The organism is Acidovorax sp. Root267 (genome assembly GCF_001429215.1).
GTDB lineage: Bacteria > Pseudomonadota > Gammaproteobacteria > Burkholderiales > Burkholderiaceae_C > Acidovorax > Acidovorax radicis.
Window position 1 is genome coordinate 1 of sequence record NZ_LMJC01000016.1, and the last position, 16,526, is coordinate 16,526.

Genomic DNA, 16,526 nt, shown 5'->3' on the forward strand with positions numbered 1-16,526 from the left:
CGCCTTCGATGAATCGCTTCATGGGCACCTCGCTCGAATCAGGTGCCGCAATTTTAGTTTTGGGTAGCGGGTTAGGGTTGGGTTTTCACACAGCCTCGCTGCAAACCGGACGTCGTACCCTCTCAATTTCCTGAGAAATTTGAGGTCACCCATGTCTTGGCTGCCTGAATGTCTAGGTTGAGACTCGCGTAGGCTTTCTTGAGGAGTTCCGGGGGCAGCGCCCAGTCCCACTTCTCCCTTTCGAGATTTCTCGCCCCTTCAAGCAATTCGCTCGCCGATGGCTGCTCAACGAGCGCTGCGTCCAGGAGTGCATCAAGAATGCTGTCAATGGTGTGGCCGCCTTTCACCACCTCAATGCCTGGGCCAGAGGGCGCTGCGGAAAAGCCTCGCTGGTTCATGAAGCAAGCCAGCGCCTCGTTGGCAGCATCCCCAAGCCATGTGACGACAAACAGTTCATGCCCTTGGTCAAGCAAGCGCTCTGATGCCAAATTCAGTGATTGAAAGTTGAAGCGAGCTTCCTCCAGGAACCGTTGGGCGACCTCGTCGACGAAAACGACTTTATCTGTCGAGTCCAGCAGCTCCCGCATCCGCTGCCTCACCTTCGTGTGAACCCGACCAGAGCCTCCTGAAAACAAAGGTGGTGCACCGCCGCTTGCACGTTTCACAAAAATGACCTTCTGCGGCTCATCCACCATTTCCACAATCCAGGTCTTGCCTGCGAAGAGGATCCGCTGCCCTATGGACAGCATCTGAGAAACCGGCAGCGTGCCAAGGGTCCGGGTCCCGGCGACTAATCGAAACTCCTCGTCCGAAGCAAAAGCCGCATAGAAGGTGTAGTGGTTGACGAACTTCTCACCGAGAGGGCCGTGCAGCAGCAGCCCAGATGAGTCCTGAACTAAAAGCTCTTTTGTTCCCAGGTGACGTACCAGCGACATGAAGTCTTCTTTGGTCGTTCCCTCGAATGGTGTTCCCGTGGCGCACAGCAGCGCATACAACTGCCCAATCGTGGCGCCACCGTTCTGGGCTATGGCAGATAACATCTGCTGCACCAGCGTGGAGAGATGGGCGCCATGCGTAACAGGCGGCTCAAACCAGCCCTCAAGCAAGAGAGAAATCATGGCTACGGTCTGCACCAGTCCCAGACGCAACCTCGTACCAAAGCCCGAGTTCACATCGATCGCGTCCTCAATGCAGTAGCCTCGAAGAATGGCGGGTTCACCTTTTCGCCGGCCAGACCGCCCCAGTCGTTGACGCAAACTGGCGACAGAGGGCGGCGGTCCAATCTGCACAACGCTCTTGACCGCTCCGATGTCGATGCCCAGCTCCAGGGTATTGGTGCAGATGGCAGTGGCAGGCACTTCCTTCTGCTTGAGGGCGGCCTCGGTCTCTGCTCGGATCTCCTTGGATAGGCTACCGTGGTGCGGCCAAAACTCCTGAGGCACTTTGTTGCGCTCGCAAAGGCCGTTCAGCAGATTGGTGTAGCGCTCGACCTCGCGCCGGGAGTTTGGGAACACAAGGTTGTTGGAACTTCTCAGCGCCTTGTACATGTGCGCCGCGATGAGTCCGGGCGTGGCAGGCTCGGGCGCCTCTTCCTCACCACCCTGCCGCACAACCAACGGCTCCTCGTATCCCTTTACGAGGATCTTGAGCTCACTTCCCGCAGAGGCGGAAACGACCATGCTGACGCCAATTCGATGTCCCGGCCGAAGAAATTCAGCTGCAAGGCCCATGTCACCCAGGGTAGCCGAGAGGCCCACTCTAGGTACTTTGCGGCGCAAAACATTCTCGATGCGGTGCATCAAGGACTGAAGCTGCTTCCCCCGCTCAGACCCTATAAACGCATGCAGCTCATCGACCACAAAAAATGCGGTCATCTGAAACACCGCCGCGATGGACGTCCCTCGATTGCACAGCAATGCCTCGAGGGACTCTGGAGTGATGAGCAGGACTCCGTGCCGCTGCTTCAAAAACTTGGTCTTGGACGTCGCACCAATATCGCCATGCCAAGGCCACACGGGGATATCCAGCTGCTCGCAGAGCTTGTCGAGTCGACCAAACTGGTCGTTGATGAGAGCCTTCAGCGGGCTGATGTAGACGATGAGCCGAGGCTCGTCGCTCTGCAATAGATGCGTGAGCGCTGGCAGAAACGCAGCCTCGGTTTTGCCTGCTGCCGTCGCGGCTGCAACGATGACATCCCGGTCGGCATTGATGAGCAATGGAATGGATTGCTCCTGGGCGTCACGCAGCGACTCCCAGCCCTCCGCCCAAATGAATCGCTGAATGCGCTCATCAAGAAGGTGGAAAGACGAACTCGCCCCGGACATGCAGCGCTCAGCGTTCAGAGCTTGAAGGATGCAAACTCGTCACCTTCCTCGACTTCCACAGCCAGATCTCCTGTTGCGCCTGTATCCGCTGCAACCTCCAGGCCGCCAAGCAGCGTTTGCCATTCAGTGCCTGGGTTCTGCTCCAAGACCGCAAGAAGGTTGATGAAGGAAGTAATGGTGGTGCGAGGCGTCCGGAAGTAGGTTTCACCGATGCGTTTTGAGCAGTGCTCCATGAAGCTCGCGATACCTTGGTCTGGCAACAGGTACTTCGTCACATCCCCTCCGGCATAGACGTGGCGCAGTTTTTGGAGGAGCACGTAGAAATCCTCGGGGGTCAGGCTCGAAAGCCGCACCGTCGGGCCACTGAAGTCGACGAGTTCACTGCTGGCAAACGTGTTCTGGGCCAGGCGGCTTTGAAGAGCGGGGTAGCTGTAGAGCCCGCGCCGCGTGTCGAGAAGAAACTCAGGTGTCCCACCGAGCGTGAAGCCCAGTCCAACAGCCGTACCTTGCAGTGAGTCATTCAGGATACGCAAGATCTGTTCGTAGTTGGAGCTACGCGCCTGCGCATTGGCGAGCTTGTAGAGATTGACCAGCTCATCAAGGCTGACTAGCAACCCGCTGAAGCCCGCAAGTCGCACGAACCTGGCCATCAACTTGAGCTGGTCATAGACTGCAGCGTCGTCCACATAGGTGCGCACGCCAAGAGCTGCTCTTGCATCGGTCTTGGTCGTGAACTCACCGCGTAGCCAGCGCACAGCGTCAGACTTCAGCTGTTCATTGCCTTCTTCGAAGCCGCGGTAATAGGCAGCAATGACGTCTGCAAAGTCATACCCATTGACCAGCTCCGTCAGATGCTCCAGCTTTTGGCGAATGACATCCTCGGTCGACCTGCCCCCCTCCTTGGCCTCAGCCTTGGCGGTGGCAATGAACTTCTCGACAATGCCTCCCAGAGCCCCGCCTTCGGGCTTGGTCCGGGTTGCCAGGTTGCGCATCAACTCAGCATAGAGAGATCGGGCCTGCCCACCACTCGCATGCAGTCGGCGGTCAGGATTCAGATCGGCGCTGGCTACGACCAGCTTCTTCTCCATCGCGATAGAGCGGACCAGATTCAGGAAAAACGTCTTACCCGCGCCGTATTCGCCGATGACCAGGCGGAACGACGAACCGCCATCGGCTACGCGGACCATGTCACTCACCAAGGTCTCAATTTCACGGATGCGCCCTACCTGGATGAGATGCTGTCCCGTCCGAGGGACGACGCCTGCACGCAGGGATTGAACAACTGCGTCACGCTCTTTGGGGCGAATGGGTGCGTTCATGCTTCCAGCTTCTCCAGAATTTCAGGGTTCACGTCGATAGGGTCATCGCCCTCGGTGAACGGTATGTCATGGGTGTCAAACGACACTTCGTTAATGTGCTCCAAAGCACCATCCAACATCAGGTCCAAGTCTGAGGAGACATCGAGGAGCTCTTCGCGCGACCATTGTGGCCGCGACAACAGCATTCGTGCAAAAGCCGAATGCGCTTCGTCCAGACCCAGTAAACCAGTCGTCGCTGGCGTTTCTGCTTCCGGAGGTGGTATCTCGGGATTCGCTGCCGGTACGGTTGGCTGCTGCGATTCTTCTTTGAAGATATCGGCCAGCAATGCGGACACGCGCTCGGAATCCTTCTGCAGTGCCGCAATCTTCGCTGTGTCCAGCTGGAACCCTTTGGCCTCAGGCTGCGCAGAGATGCTTGGCTGAGGGCTTGTTCCGGCCGCAACAGCATGCACGTCTGCGAAAACCTTTTTGGTATCCAGTCCCAGCGCTTTGTAGACCTTCTCCAGCATCTTCACTTCCGCCGGCGTCACCGTACCATCGGCCTGGGCCACGGTTGTCATGAAGGTAGCGATCGTCTCCTTGGACTTCGCGTCCAGCGGATCCAGCTTCTTCTTCAAGGCAGTGAGCGAGACGGGTTCTACTGCCAACAGGCGTAGATGAGCCAACAGCCTGGCTGACTCGCCACCAGTCAGATGCGACCAAGATTGAACTTGCCCACTCAGGTGGGCCATCTCATGCTCGCTGAACTCTCCGTCGGCCCCGGCAACGGCGGTCGCCAACTGAAGCGTAAGTGTCGCGGCCTGATAGGCAGCCGTTCGAACCGATGCGCCATTCGACGCTGCTGCCGCGTACAGCACCACGTGGTCTTCGCCTTTTGGTGTTCGTGCTCCACCCAGAACATCGGGTTCCATGCCAATGCGAACGGTCTCCAACGTCTTGGCCAGCGTCACGGCGCGCTCTTTGTTCAAGGCGGTCTTTGCCTGAAAAAGATCCAGCAGTTCCTGAAGCTTCATGACAACGAAGCCTTCCGCGACTCTGCCTTGCAGGGCCTTTAAGGCCTCTTGCGCCGCACCAGGCCACACCGTTGGTGGAAGCAGCAGAAGACCTTCCAGCGCATTGGGGCTGTCTGGATTGCGGCCAAGGTATCGACTGTAGGGATCCAACTGATCAGAGACCGCATCTACGATTTTTTTCAGCTGCTTCTGAGGAGCTGTCAGTACCGTCACATCCGGTGTGTCACCGAAGGTCAGTTTGATTTCATTCACCCCCCTGAACCCCGCAGATGCGGGCTGGTACACCAGCTTCAGCTTGGTCTTGTTGCGGGGAAGAACAATGCCTGAGTTGAAGGTTTCGATGTATCGCTGCTGGAAGAGCTGGTCGAATTGCGCGGCGCACCTGGTGGCGGAAGTTCGCAAGTAGCTGGCCGGATCCAGGCGTGCCCATGCCAACGCGAGATGTGGCGGTACGGGCACTCCACCCACTGCGGCGAGGCCAAGCGCAAGGCGAATGTAGAGAGGGACCTCAAAGGTCGTCGGGAATGACGGGACGGGGTCGTTGTACAGAGTCTTGGAGTAATGCGATACCTCCAGCCAACTGAGTAGCTCGCTGGCGTAGCGCTTGAAAGAGAACGACTTGTCCCCGTAGATGACTAAGAGCCTCCGGAGCTCCTGGGCTATCGCTGGCCGATCACGATGCGCCTGCTCGTCCTTTAGGCCATCCACGATAGCCCTGCGTTCCAGGCCGTAGAAGAAGAGGAACACGTATCCGATGTCTGCTTCGGTGTCGCGTCGCCCGCCCGCCAGCCAGCTCAGATACGCCCTGCGAGCGCGAGGCGTGATCTCTGAGTAAGAGGGCCAATAACCGAACTCACGCGCGCCCACATTGGCTTCCGATGCAACCGGCAAGATGGGGTTGATGAGACAAGGATCCGTCGAGCCCGAGTGAGCCTTTAGCTCCTTTCCGACATATATCATCCCGCCATTGATGAGACTACCGGCGACAACGACGTTCTCACCAGGGGCAATCCAACGCCCTGGCCCGGTATTGGCTTGTAGATGCGCCGGGGCAGGAGGTATCGCGTAGCTATCTTGCTTTGGAGGCGCTTTCGTGGCGACGGGCACTGGAGTTTCATCGTCCACGAATCGCCGTGGGAGAGTTGAGGCCGGGGGAGATGCGAACGAGGGTGCTACTGCCATCGAAGTTGGCGCCTTATCAGCGGCTGAAACAGGGTGGTCGTCTGGGACAAACCTTGACGACGCCACAACTGCGGCGGGCGGAGGGCTGACCTGTGACGCTTGAACCGCTGCGACTTGCGGCTTGCCCCTGGCTGGAACCTCCAACTCCTTCGTTGTGGTGACCGTTTTCGCTCGGGGAGATGGATCAGATTTTGGATTTTTTTGCGCACTGGAAAACAGTGCGCGATAGGCCCAAATACTGCCTACGATAAAAATGATGTACCCCCAAGTGCTACGAGGGAAGATGACACAAAGAACAAATGCGGATATGACCGCAATGACGCCACTACTCGCCATATTTTTCTCCGCCATCCCGTTCCCTCGCAATTCAAAGACGCATCTGCGCTGACCCAAAAGAGTGCATCACGGTAACAGATTGTCATCTGCAGGGCGAAAGATTTCGGACATGTGCAAACGGCCCAACTACCAAGTGCATAGAGCAGATCTTTGCAAGCGCACCAGCGCTGCTACTGAAGGCGATGCGCGCGACTTGCATTGCTTGGAAGTGACTGGCCGAAAATCAATACTCGAACGTTCTCAAGATGATGTGTCTGCGCTTTCCGTCATGAGGGGGTCTGGGTAGTCGTTGAATTGGTTTGTGGTGATATCAAAGCACAACTCAAATGCCACTGATCGGTGTTCCACAGTGCCGATGCGCTTCTGTGTGCAGGACGTCCGACGTCCAGTGATTTTGTGTTGAGCATCAGGTCGTTTCAGTGTCATAGTGGGCGCAGTCACTTGCTTGTTCCAACGAAGGGCACACATGATGAATAGCCACTCCGAATCACCAGGAAAAGCCTCGACGCCTTCGCACGCCAATTCAGACACGAAGCCCGATCCTGCAGTCACTGAGCGCACGCTGCTCCAACGTGGGTTGTTCTTGCGCGCTGTCGAAGTGTTCGGCAGTGAGGGCACCACGTGGATGGCAATGCCGCATGACCTGCTCGATGGCAAGAGCCCAAAGGAATACGCCACCAACGAAGCCGGCTGCTCAAGGGTCCGCCAGATCCTGAACTCCATTGAATATGGTGGTGTCGTTTGATTGACTCGGTACTCGTCCAGATGAGTGGTTCGGGAAGGTCTGCTGGCCGTGACAGCAGAGAGTTTGCCGAACAACCCGGGGATCCAAGATCCTGGTCATCGTAGCGGTTGCTAGGGCCGCTTAAGGGGGCGACGCCACTTGAAGCCACGGTGTGGAAACGGCCCATGCGAACCGCTCGTACGGTCGGATAGCGTGGCATCCTCTTCCCCGGACTCGGCTGAAGCGCGGCAACAGCAGGCAGACCGATGACAAGGTGTAGTGGCCGACGATGCGCCTTCTATCCGACGAAGCCAAAAAGACAGGCAGCAACACGATAGCGAATATCTTGGGCGACTTGCTGGCGCACGCACCGATCTAGCGGCTCTCAGCTACCGTTGCACCTGGTCCGATCATCAACACCATTGAGCAGAGCGAGCTGGACCGGTGCGCAGCTCATTCAGCGCACAAGAGCTTGCGGCGGAGGGCAAAGGCCCGCTTCAAGACCGGAGACGGTTGCGGTGGCGACAGCAGCGCTTGAGCAAAGCGCTTCTGATCGGCTAGCGGCAGCCTGATAACTTCGGCCCGCTCAATTGCCTGCTTTGCGGCGTCTTGAACAGCAGACGCAACAAAGTCGGTCAGGTCTACCCCTGGAGCTCGGCGGCGCTGTTGAGCATCGCATGCAGATCAATGCTGATCCTGGCTTGGAGACGGGTAGAGGGCATGGGTCGATGAGGAGCCTATCGATCAGGCCTCTTTCAACTTTTGCAGCGTCTTCAGCGCTTTTTGTGGTCCCATACGCAGCACAGCTTCGATCTTGGCCAACTGCGCTGCGCGGGGTTGCACACCGCCCGAAGTCCATTTGGACACGGACAGCGCTGAGGCTCCCAGCAACGTGGCGAAGTCGGTCCGCGTGATACCAAGAGCTGCGCGCATCTTCTCCAAGAGCTCTGCGTTGAATTCAAACTGCAGCTGCTTAGAAGATATCTTTGGAGTTTCAACCTTGGTGGTGTCCGCTACTTTGAGCTGGCGCTGCGTTGTCTTCAACTGGGATGTCACGGTTTTGAGCTCACGCTTCAGAGCTGCAATCTCCGAACGGTGGCTGGTGATCGCCTTGCGCATGCCCTGCAACTCAGGCTTGAGCTCCTTGCGCGCCATGCGAACAACTTCGGCGCGAAAGGCATTGGAAAACGTATTCATAGGCCCGATGTTAACTTTGACGCCTTATCCCGCACTTAGGTGGCTGACGCACAGCCGGTGTCGCACTCCTTCTTTGCCCCCCAAAAAACAAAACCGCCAGAGGCTTGACCCATGGCGGTTTGCTTCGGTTGTGACCGAAAGCGCTGTACTTACTTCCCAGCCTTGTCCGCCTTGCGCTTGGCAGCCTTGGGATCGACCACGGCCTTGAACTTGGCGCCCGCCACAAACTTCGGCACCGTGCTTGCAGGGATCTTCAGCGCAGCTCCGGTCGATGGATTCTTGCCTGTGCGTGCTGCACGCTTGGCCGACTTGAAGGTGCCAAAACCCACCAGCTGCACGGCATCGCCTTTCTTCACGGCGGTCTGGATGGTGTCGATCAGAGTTTCCAGCACCGCATTGGCTGCGGTCTTGGACAGGTCATTGTTGGAAGCCAGGATTTCAACGAGTTCTGCGCGGTTCATGGATGCTCACGTGTAGAGGTTGGAAAGGCCCGATTTATAACCCCGCCCCTGACACGGCCCTTGCTGCGACTCAGTGCTGCATTGCACTTCTTGGCAAAAAATCCACTCCCGTGCGTTTGACCAACTCCTGGTAGCTGATCGGCCGACCCACCGTCTCCCCCTCGCGGTTCTCTTGCCAGTGCGCCCAGGCCTTGTTGGTCGTGGCGTCATACACCAGCTTGTACAGATAGGTCGGCACCTTCACCCCATTGATTCCAATGCGTGGCCCTGCATCCGTGAACACTGGCCCCGTGATCACAAACACATCCCCCTTGGCCCGCTTCACATAGTGCCGCGTGTCCTGCTCGATCTTGTTCCAGGCACCCCCGTTGTGCTGAGCGTTTTGGGGAACCATGTTCGCCAAGCTGAAGCTCTGGGCCATGGAAGTGGGCGTGGCCATATCTCCCGCAGGCGCCATATGCCCACGGCTGTATCCGGAGTTCTTGTAGTCCTCCAGCTCCGCCCGCTCCCCACTGGGCAGGCGCGCATCCGCAAAGAAGCGCTTCGCCCGTTTCTCGTCAGCATCCTCGATGAGCCTGCGGTTCAACCGCTGTGCTACGAACACCGGTGTCTTAGTCGTGCCCAAGTGCAGCACCGCAAACGCTTCATAGCAAAGCTCGCGCAACTGCGGCCGGGGTTTGATGGCCGGTGGTATGCCATTCGCAAAGAACTGGGGGCACTGCGCAAAGGACGTGGGCTCGGGCGTGAGCAGCGCCGCACTGTCGAACTGCGGGGAACGTGCCCAGGAAGGATGGGGGAGAGCAGCGCTGGCAAGAGACAGGGCCAGCGCAGCTGCCAGGCGCACACGGCCTGGCCAAGAGAACAAACGATTCACAGAAGAGGCATTCGAGTCGAATTTAACGGAGCCCGATTGGAGCACCGTTCACCTCTCACTTCTGGCCCTAATGCTCAGATCCCGCAGGGTTTTACAGCTGCTTGCAGAGATGGGGTCCACAAACAGAAAGGGCTCCCAAAGGGAGCCCGATCTGCCTGCCCGCCCCTGCGGTTCAGTTAACACTCCCCATGGCAGCAGCACCCGCAAAAGCGAAGTGCCACCACCATGGGAAGTCCCGCAACTGCTTCAACCAAACTCAAGCAGTTGGTCTACCAATTACATGGCGCTGAATTCGCCCGAAGGGATCTTGCCGGTGCGCAGGGCTTCCGCAGCCTGGGCACGCACGGCAGCGCGGTCAGCGGTGGAGGTGTAGGTCACCACACGCGAACCAGCAGGTTCCTGGCTGCGCGTCTGGGCGACGGTTGCGGCTTCAGCGGCCACTTCAGCGCGGGTGCGGTTCGTTTCGAACTTCAGGGCGAATTGCGAGCTGTCGGCTTCGTCAGCATGGGCGCCAAAAGAAGCGAAAGCGGCAACGGCAGCGACGGAGAGAAAACGAGCGGTCTTGTTCATGATGAAAATCCTTGAAGGTTAAAAAGCGTCTCAAAAAAGCCGGGTCAAAAACCATTTCTGAACCGGGTTCGGTGAGTCGCCTTGCGGGTTCGGCTCATCGATGGGATGAACTGTACGCCGATGGTGTTCACGGAAAAACCACTCAGTCGCAAACTAACTGCTCCAGTATTCAAAACAATCTTTCGGAACCTTCCTACGCCGAATCCCCACGCCTTCGCTTCTCATTCACCTGGCCTTCAGGACGCCTTCAAGGCCGCCAAGAACTCCCGCGCATTGAGCTGGCTCTTGTCCTCCATGCAGTTGTTGAACACCGCATGCGGATACCGCACCGACCGCGCAATCGGGCTGTACCGATGAGCGAGTGCCTGCAACTCAGCGGAGGTGTACGCATAGTCAAACCGCTCCGCTGCTGACTTGGCAGGCATCCCGTACGCCACTTCATTGCGCCCATGCAGCCTGAACAACGCATGGTCCGGGTGGGTGGTCTCCCAGATGGCAGGAACGCTGTGCGGCGATCCTTGCGGCCCATCCACGATGGTGTGGACCAGTCCCAGGCTCCTGATCAGGCCCAAGGTGTCTGCCGTCACGGCATCGTTCTCCCACCAACTCGGATGCCGGAATTCAATGCTCAAGGTGTGGCCGGGAAGATGCTCCACACAGTGCTCGATGTGGGCCATGGCGACGGGGTGGCGCACCACCTTCGGTGAAAACTGGAAGTGCACCAGACCCAACTTGCCATTGACATGCAAGGGCACCAGGCAGGCCACAAAGCGCTTCCAGAGTTCCTCCCGAAACTCCGCCGCCATGTCCTTGTAGACCAGGCGCCGACCAGGTCCCAAAGCCTCCTTGATGTCCTTGGGCAAGACATCCGTGCTGGTCCACTGTCCAGTGAACAGGCTGAAGGCCTTCACGTTGAACGCAAACCCAGGAGGTGTGCGTTCTGCCCAGTGCTGGGCCGTGGTGACCGCAGGGATGGCGTAGTAGCTGGTGTCCACCTCCACCAGGTTGAACTGCGAGGCGTAAAAACGCAGCCGCGCTTCGGGTGTCTTGGCCGTGGGTGGATAGAACTTGCCGCAATCGAGCAGGGTCTTGTCCGACCAGGAGGCAGTCCCGACCAGGGGATTGAAGCCATGACTGTGGGGGGCGAAAGAGTGCTCCATGGGGAGGCCTCCTTGGGTTCATCCTACATGCGCTTTTGCGGCAAAAGCTGTATATTTATCCAGTATTCAACCACAGGAGAAGCAGCGCCATGCAAGTCATCGAATCCACCTATGTCGTCACCCTGCGCGACTACCCCGAAGAGATCCCTGCCAAGGAGCGCATTGCCGCAGAAACCCGGTACGCCAAGGCCCTGGAAAAGCAGCTCGGTGGCCCAGAGCAGGTGGCCGCCGCCCTGGACACCATGCACAGCCTGGAAGAGTCGCCGCCCGAGGTGGTGTCTCCTGGTGACCTCACCTTGCTCAAGGCCTGGGGCAAGGCCAGTGCGACGGCCAAGCAGGCGGGGTTCCGGGATCTGGGCGAAGGGGATGGGGCGTACTTTGAAGTGCGGCTGGTGTGAGGGTGGAAAACGGCATAGAGGAGACACCATGACGATCGACGCACACTGCAACTACCCGACGTTAATGTGTACACCGCCTTGGACGATTGACGGAGTGCTTCCGACCGAGACGATGCTGCCGCTTGAGCCTCACGCGTATGCGGTGACTCAGGAGGGCGATATCTGGCGGGTGACGGTGAAGCACACGGGAGAGGTGCTTTATATGGGGCCTGGGCCTGTGGTGTTGGTGGAGTCGCCTGCGCCGTTTTGAGAGCATCGTACGCCTTGGCTTGCCTTGAGCTGCGAGGGCTTCTTTGCAGCGATAGCGGTCATCCAGGTAAAAGTGTGCGAATGACTCCAACTGACCGCCGATTCGGGGCGGAGCATCTCGCTAAAGCGCACGCCAAGTTAACCCGCTACCGCGTGCGTGGCAGCCCCTCCATGAGCAGCGTCAATGCGCGCTGCAGCCCTGCGGCCGCCATGGGCGAGCCCTTGTCGAAACCCATCCGCACCACGACAAGGTCGTGCGAGGGGACGATGATCACGAATTGCCCGCCCGCGCCAAGCATGTAGTAGGCTGAGGTGGGCAAGGCAGGGAAGGCGCCGGTGCCGTTGATCCAGAAGAAGCCGCCGTAGATGGGGCGCTTGTCGGCGGCCCAGGCGGGTGCCACGGTGCTCACGAAGTTGACAAATCCCGCAGGCAGGATGCGCTCGCCGTTCCACACACCATCCTGCAGATATAGGTTGCCCAGGCGTGCCCAGTCGCGCGCAGCCATGAACTCATAGCCCTGGGTGAGGAAGTTGCCGTAGGGGTCGGTCTCCATCACCATGGAGCGGATACCGATCTTGTCGAACAGGTTGCGCTGGGGGAAAGAGAAATAGTCCTCGCCGCGCTTTTCTACCGCCAAGCGCACCAGGTAGCTCGCCAACACGGGGTCTGTGTTGCGGTAGCGGCCGACCGTGTTTGGAGGCCACTGCTGCGGTCGCGTGGCGGCGTAGTTGAATGAGTTGACGCGCCCGGTGTATAGGTAAGTGTGGTCGGGGTAGGTGCCGGCGGGGTCAAAGTCCGGGTCGTCCGGTGCCTTGATACGCAGCCCGCTGGACATGTTCAGGATGTCGGCAATGCGGATCTGCTGCCGCGGGTCACCTGCGGTCTGCCACTCTGGAATGGGGGCGGGCTGCTCGAGCTTGTATTCGCCCTGCTGCATGAGCACGCCCATGAGTGTTCCCACCACGCTCTTGCCCATGGACCACGACTCAAGCGGGGTCGTGCGCGTGATACCGGGCATGTAGCGCTCGCCGATGATCCGGCCCTTGTAGGTGGCCACAAAGGCCGTGGTGTATGCATCTGGCACAGAAAAGGCGGCATCCACCGCCAGGGCCGCCCGGCCGGTGTCGTAGCCCGAGGGCGGCGTACTGGGCAGAACATCGCCCATGGGCCAAGCCTGGCTGGCCGCATCGGGCAACGCGCTGCCCACAACCTTGGGGGTGAAAAACACGCCACTTTGCCCCGTCGGCAGCGCCACACAGCCTTGCGATCCGACATGGCGCGCAACCATGGTCGCCCCGCCCGGGATGGTGACTCGCACCTCTTTGAGTTCACGGTCCACCACCGGCTTGCCCAGGCGCTTTCGCTGTTCGTAAGGACCGGTGAAGTAACCCACGCTTTCGGCTGCCACATCCAGGTCCAGCCCGGTGATGAACACGGCCGAGCACATGGTCTTGGCATAGCCAGCCGCATGGTGTTCAAGCACATCCCCCGGGGGTGGCACATAGGGGGTGTTTAGCTCCAGCGCCCTGGCACGGGCAATGAGCGCCTCGCGCGACGGGAGCTGCGCGCCCGTGCCGCCACCGTTGTTGCCATTGCCTGTGTCGCTACCACCACCCCCGCCACACGAGGACAAAACACATAGTGCCAGCACGGCTACCGCTGTTTTCAACGAGAGGGGAGCCGGGGGCACAAAAGGCATGCTTTTCATGAGCGATGGTTCCTTATGTCGCGAGCGCGAAGTGACGGTTCACATGGAAAGGCACGGTGAATGACTCTACCAGTTGGACAAACTGATCACAAAAGCCAGCTGTTCTGAGCGAACCGATTTTGCGGAACTGCGGCTTGCGGTGCGGTCGGGCGGGCAATGCAAGGCGGGTCGGAAGCGCCGGTAATAGTTGCCATTCACTTGCTGGTATCGCAGGTCCGCTGCCAGCCTTGAGCCGAGATGCGCACACGGAGGATGGATGTGCAGCGATTGCTGTCGGTCGCGAGCCTGTCGCGGAGCGCCGAGGTATGACAGGATACTGGGCGGTCATCATGCCCCACATGAGGACCCGAACTCAACCGATGACTTGCATCGATATCGCTGGCCGACGTCGATGCGCAATCAACATTGGCCTACCGTAAGTGCGCCTCCCCAGGCTGCGTCGAAAACTACCCGGCGTTGCGGCCTGTTTTCACATCCTTGTCCAGCAGACAGTTGATAAATGCGCCCAGGAGTGCTGGTCGATGCCGTCTGTTGGGGTAGTAGAGAAACAGCCCCGGGCGTGAAATTGACCAATCTGCCAGGATCTGGACCAACCTGCCCTGGGCCAAGTGCTCAGCCACACCATCTCGTTCGAAGTGATAAGCAATGCCGAGCCCGTTCAGCGCAGCAGCAATGCCAACGTCAGCGTGATTGGTGACGACCGGCCCATCCACCGCGACCTCAAGTTTTTGGCCCTTCTTCTCGAACTCCCAGCGGTACTGCCTGCCGTCCATCTGGAGCCGCCAGTTGATGCATGCGTGGCTGTGCAAATCGGCGGGTGTCTTGGGGACCCCTCGCTCAGCAAGATAGCCTGGAGAAGCCACTGCAACCATATTCAGGTCTGGGCTGAGACGCACGGCAATCATGTCCTTCTCAAGCCGTCCACCCACGCGGATGCCCGCGTCGAAGCGGCCCACAACGATATCGGCCAGAGCATCGTCGACCACGATGTCGAGCAGCACGTCAGGGTAGGCTTGGTGGAAGCGTGAAAGCCTGGGCGCAATGATGGTTCTCGCTGCGATCCCCAGCGTGTTGATGCGAAGCGTGCCTGTGGTCTGTCCTGCGGCTTCACTGGCTTCAGCGACTGCAGCATCCATTTCCCGAAACAGCGGGGCTATGCGCCCATAAAGCAGTTCGCCACTTGCAGAGGGCGCCACGCTTCGTGTCGTTCGATTCAGAAGGCGTGTGCCGATCCGGCCCTCGAGCTGTCGAATGGTCTGGCTGAGCGCAGACGGCGAAAGACCCAGATGTTCTGCCGCGCGGGCAAAGCTCTTGCGTTCGACCACGGCAGCAAAAGCTTTTAGCTCAGCAAATTCGAACCCGCGCATTATGTATTCCTTTCTACATAGCTCATTTGAATTCTAGGTGATTCACTTATCTCACTGCGACGCGCATCCTTAGGCTTCATTCAACACATGGAGCCACCAGCATGCATCCCTCGACTCTTCCTGAACCCATTGCCGCGTACTTCGCGGCCGAACACAACCCTGAGTCCTTGGCGCGATGCTTCACACCGCAAGCGGTCATGAAGGACGACGGCCACACCTACACAGGCGTCGAAGCCATCAAGGCCTTTATGGCCGAGGCATCCGCCAAGTACAGCGCTACGACCGTGCCGTTTGCGCTGGAGCGTGAGGACGGCCTCCAGATCGTCCGCGCCAAGGTCACAGGCAACTTCCCTGGCAGCCCGATCAATCTGTCCTACCGCTTTCGCCTTGAACGCGGCCTGATCGCATTGCGGGAGGTCACAGCATGAACTTCGACCTTCAATTGAAAGGACAGCGTGCCCTGGTTACCGGTGGCACCAAGGGTTTGGGCGCCGCTGTCGTGAAGAGCCTCCAGGAAGTCGGAGTGCAGGTCATGACAACTGCGCGCTCTGCACCAGACAGGCCGCTGGAAGGTGTGACGTACGTCCAGACTGACCTGACGACCGCGGAAGGCGTGAGCGAACTAGCGCGCGTGGTGAAGGAGCAGTGGGGCGGTGTCGATATCTTGATCAACTCCGTCGGAGGCTCAACCGCGCCGGCAGGTGGTTTTGCGGCACTGGATGACGCTGTGTGGCTCAGTGAGCTGAACCTGAACCTGATGTCAGCAGTGCGTCTTGACCGTGCGCTATTGCCCGCCATGTTGGCCAAGGGTGCAGGGGTTGTCCTGCATGTGACGTCGATACAGCGTGTGCTTCCGCTTCCGGAATCGACCACCGCGTACGCAGCCGCCAAGGGTGCGCTCTCGACCTATAGCAAATCCTTGTCAAAGGAGATCACACCGAAAGGAGTGCGCGTTCTGCGCGTCTCTCCTGGTTGGATTGAAACCGAGGCTTCGGTAACGTTCGCCAAGCGGATGGGCGCAGAAGCAGGCACGGACTATGAGGGCGGGAAGAAGATGGTCATGGACTGGCTTGGCGGAATTCCGGTCGGGCGGCCTGCTACGCCAAAGGAAGTTGCCGACCTCATCACCTTCTTGGTGTCTCCTCGCGCAGCATCGGTGTCGGGCTCAGAGCACGTGATCGATGGTGGGACGGTTCCCACAGTTTGAAACCCTGGATATACGTGCCGATAGGCCCACAAGTTACGAGACTCGTGGGCCTTTTTTTCAAGGGCTGAGTCCGGAGCCAGGTATTCAGGCGCAGACGGCATCAAAGTTAGCTGGTCAAGGCAACGCATTGGCTGAACAGCGCAACCAGGGCCGTTCCCGCCATGTGCCTACGACTGCGCGAACCACCTTCTTGGGTCGCGTGCACAAAACCCAATCAGTGCGAATTGGACTATTGCAAAACAAATTCGGACTCTTCTATGCAGATGATCCTGTTGTTGCGGTCTATCGTTACGTCACCTCAACTTACGACCTGGGCTCATCATCATGAAGACCGTACTGTTAGTGCCAGTGCAAACGTGATCAGCAGTGCCAGTCGAACATTGACCAGGGGCTAGAGCTGGTTCCATTTGAAGCCAACTGTGGATAACTATAGGGT

Annotated in this window: 15 protein-coding genes and 1 pseudogene; 5 read left to right on the forward strand and 11 right to left on the reverse strand. The window is 58.8% G+C overall.

Annotated features, from left to right (window positions below):
• Positions 1-122: 122 nt before the first annotated feature.
• Genes ASE39_RS13850 through ASE39_RS13860 form a run of 3 tightly spaced genes read right to left on the reverse strand, consistent with a single transcriptional unit; the run spans position 123 to position 5,667 of the window.
• Positions 123-2,324, reverse strand: coding sequence for a DEAD/DEAH box helicase (locus ASE39_RS13850; RefSeq protein ID WP_057271530.1), 2,202 nt, complete (start codon positions 2,322-2,324; stop codon positions 123-125).
• Between the two features lie 14 nt (positions 2,325-2,338).
• Complete coding sequence (locus ASE39_RS13855; protein ID WP_057271531.1) at positions 2,339-3,643, reverse strand: ATP-binding protein; 1,305 nt, start codon at positions 3,641-3,643, stop codon at positions 2,339-2,341.
• Positions 3,640-5,667, reverse strand: a complete 2,028-nt coding sequence (locus ASE39_RS13860) for a TerB N-terminal domain-containing protein (RefSeq protein ID WP_282434126.1) — start codon at positions 5,665-5,667, stop codon at positions 3,640-3,642. The genes ASE39_RS13855 and ASE39_RS13860 overlap by 4 nt, the downstream gene beginning before the upstream one ends.
• A 976-nt stretch (positions 5,668-6,643) precedes the next feature.
• Here ASE39_RS13860 and ASE39_RS13865 point away from each other — a divergent pair.
• The gene (locus ASE39_RS13865; protein ID WP_158004251.1) at positions 6,644-6,919 is read left to right on the forward strand and encodes an MbcA/ParS/Xre antitoxin family protein; all 276 of its coding nucleotides are present in this window, start codon (positions 6,644-6,646) and stop codon (positions 6,917-6,919) included.
• 432 nt (positions 6,920-7,351) lie between these two features.
• Here the strand turns inward: ASE39_RS13865 and ASE39_RS25885 are convergent.
• The 6 genes and pseudogenes from ASE39_RS25885 to ASE39_RS13890 form a co-directional block, all read right to left on the reverse strand.
• Positions 7,352-7,620: pseudogene (locus tag ASE39_RS25885) on the reverse strand (DUF1778 domain-containing protein).
• Positions 7,621-7,642: 22 nt separating this feature from the next.
• Positions 7,643-8,095, reverse strand: a complete 453-nt coding sequence (locus ASE39_RS13870; protein WP_057271533.1) for a helix-turn-helix transcriptional regulator — start codon at positions 8,093-8,095, stop codon at positions 7,643-7,645.
• Between the two features lie 149 nt (positions 8,096-8,244).
• On the reverse strand, positions 8,245-8,556 hold the full coding sequence (locus ASE39_RS13875; protein WP_057271534.1) for an HU family DNA-binding protein: 312 nt from the start codon (positions 8,554-8,556) through the stop codon (positions 8,245-8,247).
• A 70-nt stretch (positions 8,557-8,626) separates the two neighbouring features.
• Complete coding sequence (locus ASE39_RS13880) at positions 8,627-9,430, reverse strand: DNA/RNA non-specific endonuclease (protein ID WP_242421443.1); 804 nt, start codon at positions 9,428-9,430, stop codon at positions 8,627-8,629.
• Positions 9,431-9,706: 276 nt separating this feature from the next.
• Positions 9,707-10,000, reverse strand: a complete 294-nt coding sequence (locus tag ASE39_RS13885) for a hypothetical protein (RefSeq protein ID WP_057271535.1) — start codon at positions 9,998-10,000, stop codon at positions 9,707-9,709.
• A 236-nt stretch (positions 10,001-10,236) separates the two neighbouring features.
• Entirely contained in the window at positions 10,237-11,160 is a 924-nt protein-coding gene (locus ASE39_RS13890) for a DUF72 domain-containing protein (protein ID WP_057271536.1), read from the reverse strand.
• Positions 11,161-11,249: 89 nt separating this feature from the next.
• On the opposite strand from ASE39_RS13890, the gene ASE39_RS13895 reads away from it, so the two are divergent.
• A complete protein-coding gene (locus ASE39_RS13895) occupies positions 11,250-11,558 on the forward strand; it encodes a hypothetical protein (RefSeq protein ID WP_057271537.1) in 309 nt (102 codons plus the stop codon).
• A gap of 28 nt (positions 11,559-11,586) precedes the next feature.
• Positions 11,587-11,808, forward strand: a complete 222-nt coding sequence (locus ASE39_RS26445; protein WP_140426777.1) for a hypothetical protein — start codon at positions 11,587-11,589, stop codon at positions 11,806-11,808.
• A gap of 145 nt (positions 11,809-11,953) precedes the next feature.
• Here the strand turns inward: ASE39_RS26445 and ASE39_RS13900 are convergent, their stop codons facing one another.
• On the reverse strand, positions 11,954-13,516 hold the full coding sequence (locus tag ASE39_RS13900) for a serine hydrolase (protein WP_242421445.1): 1,563 nt from the start codon (positions 13,514-13,516) through the stop codon (positions 11,954-11,956).
• 446 nt (positions 13,517-13,962) lie between these two features.
• On the reverse strand, positions 13,963-14,883 hold the full coding sequence (locus tag ASE39_RS13905) for a LysR family transcriptional regulator (RefSeq protein WP_057226052.1): 921 nt from the start codon (positions 14,881-14,883) through the stop codon (positions 13,963-13,965).
• A 101-nt stretch (positions 14,884-14,984) separates the two neighbouring features.
• Here ASE39_RS13905 and ASE39_RS13910 point away from each other — a divergent pair, with 101 nt between their 5' ends.
• Positions 14,985-15,311, forward strand: a complete 327-nt coding sequence (locus ASE39_RS13910) for a nuclear transport factor 2 family protein (RefSeq protein ID WP_057271538.1) — start codon at positions 14,985-14,987, stop codon at positions 15,309-15,311.
• On the forward strand, positions 15,308-16,090 hold the full coding sequence (locus ASE39_RS13915; RefSeq protein WP_057226048.1) for an SDR family oxidoreductase: 783 nt from the start codon (positions 15,308-15,310) through the stop codon (positions 16,088-16,090). Before ASE39_RS13910 ends, ASE39_RS13915 begins: the two co-directional genes overlap by 4 nt.
• The last annotated feature ends 436 nt before the right edge of the window (positions 16,091-16,526 follow it).

What these genes read in the sequence shown, in the direction of transcription:
- ASE39_RS13910 (WP_057271538.1), top strand. Translation starts at nt 14,985, where the DNA reads ATGCATCCCTCGACTCTTCCTGAACCCATTGCCGCGTACTTCGCGGCC.
- ASE39_RS13890 (WP_057271536.1), bottom strand. Translation starts at nt 11,160, where the DNA reads ATGGAGCACTCTTTCGCCCCCCACAGTCATGGCTTCAATCCCCTGGTC.
- ASE39_RS13875 (WP_057271534.1), bottom strand. Translation starts at nt 8,556, where the DNA reads ATGAACCGCGCAGAACTCGTTGAAATCCTGGCTTCCAACAATGACCTG.
- ASE39_RS13870 (WP_057271533.1), bottom strand. Translation starts at nt 8,095, where the DNA reads ATGAATACGTTTTCCAATGCCTTTCGCGCCGAAGTTGTTCGCATGGCG.
- ASE39_RS26445 (WP_140426777.1), top strand. Translation starts at nt 11,587, where the DNA reads ATGACGATCGACGCACACTGCAACTACCCGACGTTAATGTGTACACCG.
- ASE39_RS13855 (WP_057271531.1), bottom strand. Translation starts at nt 3,643, where the DNA reads ATGAACGCACCCATTCGCCCCAAAGAGCGTGACGCAGTTGTTCAATCC.
- ASE39_RS13915 (WP_057226048.1), top strand. Translation starts at nt 15,308, where the DNA reads ATGAACTTCGACCTTCAATTGAAAGGACAGCGTGCCCTGGTTACCGGT.
- ASE39_RS13900 (WP_242421445.1), bottom strand. Translation starts at nt 13,516, where the DNA reads ATGAAAAGCATGCCTTTTGTGCCCCCGGCTCCCCTCTCGTTGAAAACA.
- ASE39_RS13905 (WP_057226052.1), bottom strand. Translation starts at nt 14,883, where the DNA reads ATGCGCGGGTTCGAATTTGCTGAGCTAAAAGCTTTTGCTGCCGTGGTC.
- ASE39_RS13895 (WP_057271537.1), top strand. Translation starts at nt 11,250, where the DNA reads ATGCAAGTCATCGAATCCACCTATGTCGTCACCCTGCGCGACTACCCC.
- ASE39_RS13850 (WP_057271530.1), bottom strand. Translation starts at nt 2,324, where the DNA reads ATGTCCGGGGCGAGTTCGTCTTTCCACCTTCTTGATGAGCGCATTCAG.
- ASE39_RS13865 (WP_158004251.1), top strand. Translation starts at nt 6,644, where the DNA reads ATGAATAGCCACTCCGAATCACCAGGAAAAGCCTCGACGCCTTCGCAC.
- ASE39_RS13885 (WP_057271535.1), bottom strand. Translation starts at nt 10,000, where the DNA reads ATGAACAAGACCGCTCGTTTTCTCTCCGTCGCTGCCGTTGCCGCTTTC.